This window comes from Paenibacillus arenosi (genome assembly GCF_014841135.1).
GTDB classification, from domain to species: Bacteria; Bacillota; Bacilli; order Paenibacillales; family Paenibacillaceae; genus Paenibacillus_B; species Paenibacillus_B arenosi.
The window spans coordinates 141,302-153,624 of the sequence record NZ_JACYTN010000004.1; the positions used below are offsets into that span (position 1 = coordinate 141,302).

At 44.2% G+C, this 12,323-nt stretch carries 11 protein-coding genes; 2 read left to right on the plus strand and 9 right to left on the minus strand.

Annotation, left to right across the window (positions count from 1 at the left end; translation table 11 throughout):
* Positions 1-282: 282 nt before the first annotated feature.
* The 8 genes from IFO66_RS08840 to IFO66_RS08875 form a co-directional block, all read right to left on the minus strand.
* Positions 283-1,512 (minus strand): pyridoxal phosphate-dependent aminotransferase, encoded by a 1,230-nt coding sequence (locus IFO66_RS08840; RefSeq protein WP_192024803.1) that lies wholly within the window; start codon positions 1,510-1,512, stop codon positions 283-285.
* A 102-nt stretch (positions 1,513-1,614) separates the two neighbouring features.
* Positions 1,615-2,688 (minus strand): histidinol-phosphate transaminase, encoded by a 1,074-nt coding sequence (gene hisC / locus IFO66_RS08845; protein WP_192024804.1) that lies wholly within the window; start codon positions 2,686-2,688, stop codon positions 1,615-1,617.
* Positions 2,689-2,889: 201 nt separating this feature from the next.
* A complete protein-coding gene (locus IFO66_RS08850) occupies positions 2,890-3,801 on the minus strand; it encodes an NAD-dependent epimerase/dehydratase family protein (protein WP_192024919.1) in 912 nt (303 codons plus the stop codon).
* A gap of 9 nt (positions 3,802-3,810) precedes the next feature.
* On the minus strand, positions 3,811-5,040 hold the full coding sequence (locus tag IFO66_RS08855) for a class I SAM-dependent methyltransferase (protein WP_192024805.1): 1,230 nt from the start codon (positions 5,038-5,040) through the stop codon (positions 3,811-3,813).
* 3 nt (positions 5,041-5,043) lie between these two features.
* Positions 5,044-6,120, minus strand: coding sequence for a CDP-glucose 4,6-dehydratase (gene rfbG, locus IFO66_RS08860; protein ID WP_192024806.1), 1,077 nt, complete (start codon positions 6,118-6,120; stop codon positions 5,044-5,046).
* 1 nt (position 6,121) lies between these two features.
* Positions 6,122-6,889 (minus strand): glucose-1-phosphate cytidylyltransferase, encoded by a 768-nt coding sequence (gene rfbF / locus IFO66_RS08865; protein WP_192024807.1) that lies wholly within the window; start codon positions 6,887-6,889, stop codon positions 6,122-6,124.
* 152 nt (positions 6,890-7,041) lie between these two features.
* The gene (locus tag IFO66_RS08870; protein ID WP_337912754.1) at positions 7,042-7,818 is read right to left on the minus strand and encodes a glycosyltransferase family 2 protein; all 777 of its coding nucleotides are present in this window, start codon (positions 7,816-7,818) and stop codon (positions 7,042-7,044) included.
* 144 nt (positions 7,819-7,962) lie between these two features.
* Positions 7,963-8,721, minus strand: coding sequence for a MerR family transcriptional regulator (locus IFO66_RS08875; RefSeq protein WP_192024809.1), 759 nt, complete (start codon positions 8,719-8,721; stop codon positions 7,963-7,965).
* Positions 8,722-9,007: 286 nt separating this feature from the next.
* Between IFO66_RS08875 and murB the strand changes: the two genes are divergently transcribed.
* Complete coding sequence (gene murB, locus IFO66_RS08880; RefSeq protein ID WP_192024810.1) at positions 9,008-9,925, plus strand: UDP-N-acetylmuramate dehydrogenase; 918 nt, start codon at positions 9,008-9,010, stop codon at positions 9,923-9,925.
* Positions 9,926-10,546: 621 nt separating this feature from the next.
* Positions 10,547-11,290 carry a YwaF family protein gene (locus IFO66_RS08885; protein WP_192024811.1) on the plus strand — a complete coding sequence of 248 codons (744 nt, stop codon included), beginning with the start codon at positions 10,547-10,549 and terminating at the stop codon, positions 11,288-11,290.
* Between the two features lie 102 nt (positions 11,291-11,392).
* On the opposite strand, the gene IFO66_RS08890 is transcribed toward IFO66_RS08885, so the two are convergent.
* Positions 11,393-12,289, minus strand: a complete 897-nt coding sequence (locus IFO66_RS08890; protein ID WP_192024812.1) for a DUF2268 domain-containing putative Zn-dependent protease — start codon at positions 12,287-12,289, stop codon at positions 11,393-11,395.
* Between the last annotated feature and the right edge of the window lie 34 nt (positions 12,290-12,323).

Here is a 12,323-nt window from a genome sequence, read left to right on the forward strand (position 1 = left end):
CATAAAGAATCTAAACTTGATAAAGTTAGTAGAATTAGATCGTTGTATAAAAGTCTGCTATGTTAAAAATAATCAACATGCCCCATCGTTCTTGTCTGTTATCTTGCGTTCTATGACGGTAGCTTTACCAAATATATACGGATTCATGAGCCATTACGTTGCAAGTTATGACAACAGACGACAATGCCATTATACAATGTTCGCATGCAAAAAGGACCCGCCCAAAGGCGAGTCCTACATAAAAATATTTACCGAAAGCTAATATAGCTTCAATTATGCACCTTATCTAAAATCATTCATCAACGCCTTGAACAATGGACGCGAACGTTCAATTTGCTCTGAAGAAACGCTGAACGACAGTCGGAAGTAGCCTGGAAGGCCAAAGCCACGGCTCGGCACAATCAAAATACGGTATTGCTGCGCCGCATGCTGGCAAAATGCCACTTCATCCTCAATTGGGGATTTCGGGAAGACGAAGAACCCGCCTTCCGGCTTCGTGAAGGTGAAGCCTGCTTCCTCAAGCACGCTAACGATTAAGTCTCTGCGCTCACGGTAGCCAGAGGCATCTACCTTTAAGCTGTCCATCCGAGCAATGGCACGCTGCATAAGCACAGGTGCATTAACGAAACCTAGCGTGCGATTGCAATAGACGAATGCACTCGTCAACAGCTCCGCATTCGGAGTGTCGTCAGCAAGCGCGATATAGCCAAGGCGCTCTCCTGCTATCCCTAAGTCTTTGCTGAATGAGCTAGCAACGATGACACGGTTGTAGCTAATGAATGGGTTAGCAAGCTGCGCATCATAAATAAGCTGGCTGTATGGCTCATCGAACAGCATATAAATGCTGTGACCATATTTATGCTGTGCATCTTGCAATAGCTTGCCCAACGCATCCAAACGAGCTTGCTCAAATGCAGCTCCAGTTGGATTATGCGGTGTATTTACGATAATCCCTTTCGTACGAGGCGTGATTACTTGAGCAAGACGATCCAAATCCGGCTGGAAATCCTCCGTCAGCAAGCAAGATACAGCATGTCCGCCATAGTTCTCAATATATCCTTTGTATTCCGCGAAATAAGGTACAAGGACGATCACCTCGTCGCCTGGATTTAATATCGCCTTCAAAGCAACATTCAAAGCACCGCCCGCTCCTACTGTCATCACAACATGTTCATGACGAATGGAAACCGCGAAACGGTCAGACAGGAATTGAGCTACCTTAGCCCGTGCTTCTGGCAAGCCTTGATTCGGTATGTAGCTGTGGCTGCCATGTGTAGTGGACGCCACTTCTTCTTGCAAAGCTTTCAAAAAAGCAGCAGGAGGATCTAACACCGGATTACCAATGGAAAAATCACATACCTGATCCGCGCCATGAATCGATTTCAGTCTTGCACCTTCTTCAAATAGCTTACGAATCCACGATCCACCATTCAACCCTTCCAGCACTTGGGCAGACAAATTATCTTCTAGGGATGTGCCTTCTTGAGCTGCAAATTCATTTTGTCTAGTCATCTCACTACTCCCTTTCTATGCAATAGCTAACAGTCAATCGCATGCAGCACAGCAAATACACTCTGGCCTTTCTAGCAAATGTTAATAGAACAGAGACAAATGCTATTCGTCTATGGCAATCACTGTATGCTCATAATCGTTCAGCCGTTCGAGAAGCACAGCTATTTCGTCGTCTGTGCCAATCGATATACGTAGTTTATCACTTAACCGCGGTGAAGGGAAATACCTAATATAAATATGATGCTGCAGCAAATAATCATAAATTTCCTTGGCCTGATGGCGGCGAGGTCGACATAAGAGGAAGTTTCCGTTGGATGGGAACACCTCATAGTCCAGCCGCACCAATGCTTCACTAAGCTTCTCTCTTGTTTGATTCACCCGTGCAACATTAGCCATAAAATAATCTTGATCTTCGACGGCCAAACGAGCCATGTTCTGGCTTATTACGTTAAGATTATAAGAATCTTTACACTTATCCATTGCAGCAACAAAGTCAGCCGAGGCAAAGCAATAGCCTACTCGCGCCCCACACAAGGAGTACGACTTCGAGAAGGTACGAATGACGACTAGATTCGGATATTTTTCTAGCAGCGACAATGCTGACGCATGAGGTCCGGCAAAGTCGATATAAGCTTCATCAATTACGACTACACCTTCATACTGCTGCAGCAACTGCTCAATCTGAGCCAGTTCCAGCAGCCTCCCAGTCTGCGCATTTGGATTCGCAATAAAAATGCCCTGCGAAGCAGGCTTAAGCATATTTTCAATTGAGATTTCAAATTGCTCATCTGTATCCACGTATACACAATGCAGTTGGTGAATATCTGCTAACGTTTTGTACAATGTATAAGTAGGATATGGCGTTACGATCGTATCACCTGCATCAAAGCATATATTGAACAAGACAGACAGCACTTCATCCGATCCATTGCCGCAAAATACTTGTGACGGATCAATCCCGTAAACTTTTCCGATTGCTCGCCGCAGCTCTGTACTTGTTGCATCCGGATAATAGCGCAGCTCTTGCATGGCGAACGATTGCAGCCACTGTTGAATCATCGGAGTAGGAGGGTATGGATTCTCATTCGAATTAAGCTTAATTACACCTGGGTCACGCTTCGGCTGAATGCCAGAAATATAAGGCTCCAATTGCAAAACACTTGATTTGATAACCAATATAACCCCTCCACGTCGTTTTAATTTTAACTTACTATAGCTTGTATAGAATGATAGTGCAATCTTTGTTTCTAACAAAAATATCCTTATATCCGCGATTAGCTGACATAAGGAAAGGAAGCAATTTATAAGGAACTAGCTAATCAAACTCTATGCATACTGAGTAATGGAACATCATCATAAATAGGTCCCATGCTAGTGTTAATCCTTTACATGTTGACGCCACCACGCTATTGTCTCCGTCAGCCCTGCTTGTAACGTATAACCGGGCTTCCAATACGCTTCTTTTTGCAATCGCTCTATACTTGCCCCTACAAATAAAGGTTCATCTGCTGGCAGTGGAATTGCTCCCCAGTGAATCAACTCCCTGCTTCCCATTTGTGCTTGAATAATAGAGGCAATTAGCCTTAACGGGACAGGCCGACCTGAACCAACATTTACGGCACCATCCAACTTGCTCATCACTAAGCAAACAAGGGCCGATGCGACATCTTCGATATAAAGAAAGTCACGAGACTGCCTGCCATGCGTGCACAGTACTTCTTCTTTTTTCAAAAGAGAGGTAATCATACTAGAGATGAATCGCTTGCCAGACTCATGCGGCCCATACAGATGAAATATTCGTGCCCAACACACTCGTAAGCCGACGTGCTCCGCATAAGATTGCAGCCAAGTATGCAGCGTATTTTTACATAAAGCATATGGTGTTTGAACAGAAAGAGGTGTTCTCTGCTCATCCAAATATCCATTCTCCCACTCATACTCCGCGCAGCTGCCCGCAACAACAATGTCTGTACCTCCATGCTCTACAAAACGCCGAATGAGGGCCATGCTGGCATGCACCCAGTGATAATTTGTGATCGAGTGATAACATTGCGGAGGCACAGCTTCCCAAGCAAGATGAATCAAATGAGTAGGCTGTACTTGGCGAATAAGACTCGTAACTTCCGCTTCATCTAACAAGTCCACCCGATGCCAATGGCAAACCTGAGGCGGATGCGGGATCACGGTATTTCGATACGTAGCATGAACATCAAACCCTTTTTCCAGCAGTTGAGCTGCAACATGTCTGCCAATCCATCCGCTTCCACCCGTAACTAGAACCCGCTTCATCTTCATATTCTATAACACCTGAGCATGGGGAATTAATACGACAAACTGCCCGCCCCAATCTCGTATATAAGCATGCGACTCCATAATTTCTTGCTTGAGATTCCATGGCAAAATCAAAACATAATCAGGATTCGTCCGCTTGATTTCATCAGGATGTTTGATCGGGATTCGTGTGCCTGGCAAATATAAATGTTGTTTATGCGGGCTTTGATCCACCGTAAAGGGGAGCCAATCTTTGCTGATACCGCAATAATTTAAAAACGTATTGCCTTTCGCAGGGGCTCCATAACCAACGATACTTTTACCCATTGCCTGTACGTACGTGAAAAAGCTCAATACTTCACGCCTTCTAAGCCCTATTTGCTGCGAAAACTGTGTATACGTGGAACGTTCATCAACACCATTTTCGTGTTCGAGCTGAAGTATCTCGGCTACTCGAGTTGTAACTTCCGCTGAGTCCTCTACATGTTTGATAACTAATCGCAAAGAACCCCCATGCGTTGGAATCTGATCGACATCTACAACCTTAAGGCCGTGCTCTGCTAACAGCTTCTGAGCAGTCCGCAAAGAGAAATACGAAAAATGCTCATGATAAATCGTATCGAATTGCTGTTCCCGCAGCAGCTCCAACAAATGCGGAAACTCAATCGTCAGAACTCCATTCGGTTGCAGCAGAAGCTTCAATCCCGCTGCAAAATCATGCAAGTCAGGCACGTGAGCCAGCACATTATTAGCGATTAATAAATCCGCCTGATATCCCTCTTGCACGAGCTGCTTCGCTAACCGCTCTCCAAAAAATGCAGTTCTTGTTGGAATTCCCTTCTCCTTTGCAAGTTCAGCCACATTGGAGGCTGGCTCAATGCCAAGTGTCTGAATGCTGCGTTGGTGGAAATATTGCAATAAGTAACCGTCATTGCTTGCTACTTCGATCACTTGCGACTCGCTGTTCAATTGAAATCGCTCAATCGCCATCTCTACATAGGCTTCTGCGTGCTTAAGCCAACTGGATGAGTAGGAGCTCGCATATAAATAATGGCTGAATATTTGCTGTGGGGATTCATATTCACCTAGCTGAATAAGCAGACAGGCATCGCAAACATAGGCGTGCAGAGGATAGAATGGTTCCATACGATCTCGTTGATCAGCCGTTAAAAATGAATTGGCGAGGGGAGACACCCCCAAATCTAAAAACGTATGTGTAAGTGCCGCCTTACAGAGACGACAGGTTGAATGTGCCATGCTCTACACCCCTTCTCCCTTGATGTAAGCCTTGATTTGCTGCTGCGTAAATAGGCGCATATTGGCCCCTGCCTGATATTGTTCATACCACGCAACCGTCCACTCCACAGCTCGCTCTATCGAGAGTTTAGGCAGCCAAGCTAACTGCTGGACGGCCTTACTGCTGTCTAACGTCAAGATTGGCACTTCATATGAAGTGTGATCCGAAGATTGATATTCAATATCCAGAGGCTCACTCCAATGATCGGACGTTAGACGAATGAATTCATCAACCGTTACATGAGCCTGAGAAATGGGGCCGAAATTCCATGCTTCAGCATACTGCCTATTACCCAAACACATTTCCGCCAATTGTAAGTACCCTTGTAATGGATCCAGCACATGCTGCCAAGGGCGAATCGCCCTTCGATTTCTTATGCTAAGCGAAGTCTTAGTAGTAACCGCTCTAACGATGTCTGGGAACAGCCTCCCTTCTGACCAATCTCCCCCACCAATTACGTTACCGGCCCTTGCCGTTGCCAATACTGGATGGGAAGAAACGCCGCCATCCCAAAAGGAATTACGGTAACAGTCGCTAACGATTTCCGCACATGCTTTGCTAGCGCTATAAGGATCATGACCGCCAAGTGGATCATATTCTTTGAAATGCCGACGTCCTAGTCCATCATTTTGATAGCACTTGTCGCTCGTTACATTTACGATGACTTGCACACTTTTCGTTTGTCTGGCTGCTTCTAGCACATGGGCGGTGCCTAATACATTGGTAGCAAACGTATAAACAGGTTCCTTGTAAGATGGTCGGACTAACGGTTGAGCCGCTAAGTGGAATAGGATCTCGGGCTGATGCGTGGTCATAGCATGCAATAGTGATGAATAGTCATTGATATCCCCTTGGATGGAGGTGCATAGCTCTGAAATGTTTGCTGCTTCATATAGATTAGGGGATGAAACGGGAGTGAGCGAATATCCAGTTACTTGTGCGCCTAGTGAGGTAAGCCAAAGGGTAAGCCAACTTCCTTTGAATCCTGTGTGCCCTGTTATGAATACTTTTTTCTGATGCCAAAATGAATGTTCCTCCATATTACCAAACCTTCCAAGGCGCTTGATTGTCTTCCCATAACATGTGCAGCTTTTTCTTATCACGCATCGTATCCATAGGGTGCCAGAAGCCATGATGATGATACGCCGCCAATTGCTTCTGTTCAGCTAACTTCACTAACACATCCGTCTCCCATACACTTTGATCATTTGCTATATATTTGAACACAGTCGGCTCCAGAACAAAAAAACCACCATTAATCCAACCTCCATCCCCTACAGGCTTCTCCCGGAAGTTGACGACCATTTGATCCTCAATCAATAGGGAGCCAAATCTGCCTGGCGGCTGCACAGCCGTAACGGTAGCTGATTTGCCGTGCTGCTTATGATAACGAATCAGCTCTTCTATATTTACATCCCCTACCCCATCGCCATAGGTGAGACAAAAGGTGTCATTACCAACATAATCGGCAATTCGCTTTACACGCCCCCCCGTCTCTGTTCCTTCGCCTGTATCGACCAAGGTCACTTTCCATGGTTCTGCATTGGTCGCATGATGTGTAATCTCACCCTTATCCATATCAATCGTAAAGTCAGACCGATATAGGCGGTAGTTGGAGAAATAATCTTTAATAATATGACCTTTGTAACCCAAGCAAATAATAAACTCACCAATTCCATAGTGGCTGAATATTTTCATAATGTGCCACAAAATCGGCTGCGCTCCAATTTCAACCATTGGCTTCGGTTTCAAGTTAGTCTCTTCACCAATGCGCGTTCCGTATCCACCCGCGAGAATCACTGCCTTCACTCACCTTCACCCCTAGCTGTCCATATTTTCCATAGGAATAACCGATTGTCGTTGACACACTTTATGCACAGTATCCCTGTCGGGTGCTGGTATGGAGGCAGCCTCACACTTCCTCCTACGCATCAGGTAATAACTTGTAATCAGCTCTATTACTAATTAGAATCTGTCCATAACGATTGGAATTCGGGGAGCAGCCGTAAATCTACCACCCCGTGTGCAAATTGCTGGCGAGCATGCTCCAACATCTCCGGCGTCATTATGTGATGGGCACCATAGTAATTTAGGAGGCTGTGCATGGAAAGAGTAGGAGCGATTTGCAACTTTCTGCGCCGCATCGCATCATTCCACGGACTGTAAACAAATTTACATACATAGGCAGGCCCTTCATAAGGAATAAACGGATGCGGTGACCAATGTCGACCAATCGTATATCCGCCATGCTCATGATTGTGAATGAGCCTCCCCATATACGGTTGGTTCGGATCACGAGAGAAAAAGCCATGAAACCTTTGTTGTACTAAAGGAACTGTGTAGACAGGATCACGATAAGGATAATTCGGAGGATCTCCGAGCAGAAACCATTTGATCAAATACATGCGCATACCTTTTTCATAGAGAGATTTGAAAAATTGCTCTTTATTGCGAACACAAAGAAATTCAGTCGTGTTTAAGACCATTTTCCAACCCGTACACTGTTTTTCGATATCCATCACTTCACGATCTGCTTCAATCGCATCGAATTGGTGGACACGAGAATTTCGGATTTCCCAATGTGGAGCGAATGTTCGGCATATTTCAATAGAGCGATCGGTTGATCCTCGATTTATTAAAATACCGTGATCAAATAGTTTCGTATGGTGCATTAACCACCAAGGGAGCAAGTATTCTTCATTATAAAAATGAGAAATTAAAGTAGTTATACATTCCACCTCCTCTTCTTAAAGATTGAATCTCTTACTACCATCGTATGAACTCTAGCAAACACTCGTGTCGGTTACCGTCATTATGACCAGCAATTAAGTTGACCTGTATGAAATAAAAAAACGAAGCCAGAACGGCTTCGTTGACTTCGTTTATTGACGATCACAATAAATATGCATCGCCTGCTGCAAGAAAGATGCTAATCCAGGCTTCACTTTATCGATATTTTTGGCAAAACGCGGGTCTGACGTATATAGATCTCCAAGTCCACGGAATATTTCCAACGTGCAATTGTAGAAATTAGCTGTTATCAATGAGCGGTATTCGCTAATTAACGCTTGCACCTCTTCATCTTCAGGACCTTTTTCCATTCGCTCCGCAATTTGCTTATAAAGAGAGTCCCACTCATGCTTAATTTGCTTCCAATCATCAGCCGTATAAGTCGATGTTTTCTCTAGGGATTCTTTATAAGCGTCGGTGTGCCCGTACTTCTCTTCTACTTCCTGCTCATACTTCTTCTGATGCTCTTCTATTTCAGCCATATCAAATGGCTCGAACATGTCTTCTTTGGTCATCGCAATAGCTCCTTTCATCGATTGGAGAGTTTCCTCCACCGTATGAATCAATCGTTCGAGGCGATGCTTCTTCTGCAGCATCATGCTCCGATGGGAGACGAGGGCGTGCTTACGATCAAAGCTCGGATGATCGATAATACGCTGAATCTCAACGAGAGGAACTTCCAACTCTTTAAAAAAGAGAATTTGCTGCAGCCGCTCTAAATCGTCATCATTATAATATCGGTACCCGTTCTCCTCTATCTTCTTTGGCTTCAACAGTCCAATGCTGTCATAATGATGCAGTGTGCGCACACTGATCCCAGCCAAGTCCGCCACCTCTTTCACTTTGTACATCTCTTCATCACCTCGTATTTGCAGAATAAACTATAACGTTACGTTAGTGTCAATGCGTTATTTTTATTTTAATGATAACGACCAAGTTAAGATACATCCATTTATGGTTCAATAACTTTTAATATGGAAATACTAGAGAATCCCATTATTTGGACTAGCAACTATAAAGGCCAATGTACATATGATATATGACGGACTGGAATTATCCGATGTATATTCCGTCATGGCTCATTCCCTCAATGATTGATATAATGATAGGGTTAATCACACATAAAGGATGAACAATATGAGTAAATGGCTTGAACTTTATAAACAATTACTAACGATTATTCCCGAATCATCGATACAACTTGAAGAATCATTATGTCAGCATACGTACACACGCATGGGTGGACCAGCAGATCTGTTCGTTACACCAGCTACCTATGAGGAAGCAGCCCAAGTCGTCCGCTTCGCTCGACAACACGATATCCCTATTACCATTTTGGGCTTTGGCTCCAACGTCATTGTTCGAGATGGCGGTATTCGCGGCATCGTATTAAGCTTCGAGCAATTAACAGACATTCGCGTCTCTGACTCGATCGTCATTGCCCAAAGCGGCGCGGCTATTATTGATGTCTCCAGATTTGCATTGAAGCAGAGCTTATCTGGCCTGGAATTTGCCTGCGGCATACCGGGCTCTGTAGGCGGGGCACTCTACATGAACGCAGGGGCTTATGGTGGCGAGATTTCCGATGTACTGCAAGATACGCTCGTTCTGACATCAGAGGGTGAACTGCTTCGCCTTTCAAAAGAAGAGCTGGAGCTCGGCTATCGCACAAGCGTAATCGGACGCAAACAATACATCGTATTGGAAGCTACCTTTAAGCTTGTTCATGCAGATGTTGAACCGATTCAGAAGAAGATGGAGGAATTAACCTATCTGCGTGAATCGAAGCAGCCATTGGAATACCCTTCATGCGGTAGTGTGTTCAAGCGCCCTCCTGGATATTTTGCTGGCCAACTGATTCAGGAAAGCGGTCTTCAAGGTACTCGTGTAGGCGGAGCGGAAGTATCGACGAAGCATGCTGGCTTCATCGTCAATGTTGATCAGGCTACTGCTTCTGAATATATTGCGCTTATTCATCACGTTCAGCAGACGGTGAAAGAGCGATTCAATGTCGAATTGGAGACAGAAGTTCGGATTATCGGAGAAGACAATTAGCGTAAGAAACGTAAAGAGGCTGACTGTTACGGATAACGAATAACAACTAACAATCTAATATTATGTAAATAACCTTCCGAATCTATTGCGTATAGAAAAGGGAGGTTATTTTTTATTGACTCGTGACGGTTAATTGTTGATGGTTTTCTGTTAATTGTTGGGCGCAAAATTAGCGTGGGACAGCTCGCATTTGTACAATCCTCCACATGAGCATATAGCATGAGCACATAAATAAATATGGCACGGACAAAAGTGCAGTTATTTTAAGTAGGAATCATCATTTTCTGATAGATAAAGACAAACATGCAGTTATTTTTCTCGATTAGGCACTTAAATAGGAAAAGAGACCGAAATAAATGCATTTTTGACCATAATCGCACAAATGAGGATGTATTCAAGTAAAATAACTGCCTATTTGCCGCTGCTCTAAACTAGGCACAGTTATACGCTTTTAACAATGAGATCCATGATGAAATAGATTCAATAGTCATACATTCATATTGGTTCATACTTAACTTCAAGCATAATTAGCATAGTAAAATTAACTAGAGTGTAATTTGGGATTTTATAGTATATTGGAGTTATTAAGGAAAGGCTTACAAGAAAAAAGGGGCGTTGTTAATGGTTTCATGGTTCGACACCTACGATCCGAACACCTTTCAAGCTTTCTCATCTGCTCATCTCGGTGCATTACTTCTCTTTGCCGTTTCCATTACTCTGCTGTATGTGTGCCGTTTTTGGCTGCGGGATGAGAAGCGTAGCAAACGTACTAGATTTACACTAATCGGTTTACTCATCTTAGCAGAGGTATCGCTCAATGTATGGTATGTGGCAGGTGGTGTATATGATGCAGCCGATACCCTCCCTCTTGAACTATGCAGTATTTCACTATATTTATGCGTGTTTATGCTGCTATTTCGCAGCCGCTTTATTTTCAGTATCGTCTACTTTACAGGTATCGGAGGAGCGCTGCAAGCGTTGTTAACACCAGCACTTGGCTTTCCGTTCCCTCACTTTCGATTTGTACAGTTCTTCTTAGCACATATCGTTATTATTTTAGCAGTACTATACATGGTATGGGTGGAAAAATATCGGCCAACTTGGAAATCAGTCGGGCTTGCGATGTTATTCCTCAATGTGCTGCTTGTCGTCGTTGGTTCTATTAATTACTTGACTGGCGGCAACTATATGTTCTTGGCTCGCAAGCCGGAAACTGCTTCTTTATTGGACGTACTCGGCCCTTATCCATGGTATATTTTATCGCTGGAAGCCGTTGCTTTTATTATGTTTATTATTTTGTATGCGCCATTCGGAATATCGGCCTGGAGACGGCGTAAAAGAGGATTTATCTACTACGGACAATAAGAGCAGGTCATCCGATGCAAAAATCGGAGCCTGCTCTTTCCATTACCTTACGATGCAAAGACGTTATCTGAACCGATTTACTGCCAATCACTCTGCCTCTCATCAGCCAAACACACCGCTCCCCTGAATAATATCCTCCTCTTTCATCAAGGTCGCTTCTACAATACTGACATTGTTGCGCTTGAGGAAGGATTGTACGATATGATAACCAACTGCATAACCCGCACCATAAGACATTCCCACAGGTGTATACCCTTGCGCCTTGGCTACTTCATCACCAAACATATAGCCGCTTATCCCATCAAATCCTTTATTCCCTAGAACCGTACGCATCACTTCAATCGAGTAAGCAAGATCATCTTCATCCAGCGAGGTCACCCATGGCCCAATAAGTTCCTCCCCATACATAGCAGCTGCAAAAGATTCAGCTAGTCCTTCAATAATCATATATTCCCCTAGCGTGACATCTCCATGACTCCAATTAAAATACGAAAAACGAATATTATGATGGAACTCGTGCGCAATCAAGGCAGGTAACCGCTTAAGATTGTACTCGTTTGGATAGATATAAAGCTGAATATATCCCGGAATGCCACCAAAACCAGAATATCCGTTGTGGGGCTTAAGCTTTTCTGGATTGCCAAAATACATCCCCGCTATCAGCTTCTCTCTTGCCACTCGTAATTCAGCTTGCTCCGCATAGCGAACGCATTCCTGTAATGAGCGCTGCAACGTCTGTTCCGCTTGACTCGCCTTGATCATATCCACGGCAGCTAAGCCACGCTCGTCTTCATTTAACGCTAATATTCCCATCATTTCACAAGCCATTACTACATCATACCCGCCCTCTGTCGCTGGCTTTAACGGCACTTGGATCGTGCTCCACATGTCCTCAAATGGCCCCATCATCTTATACCGAAAATAGTCGCGGCGCTTTTCCATAGGAAGCTGATAAATCTCCTGATATTGTGTCATCGTATCTATCCATTGAATATTCATGCCGTGACTCACTCCTCATTCGTCAGTCTCATTG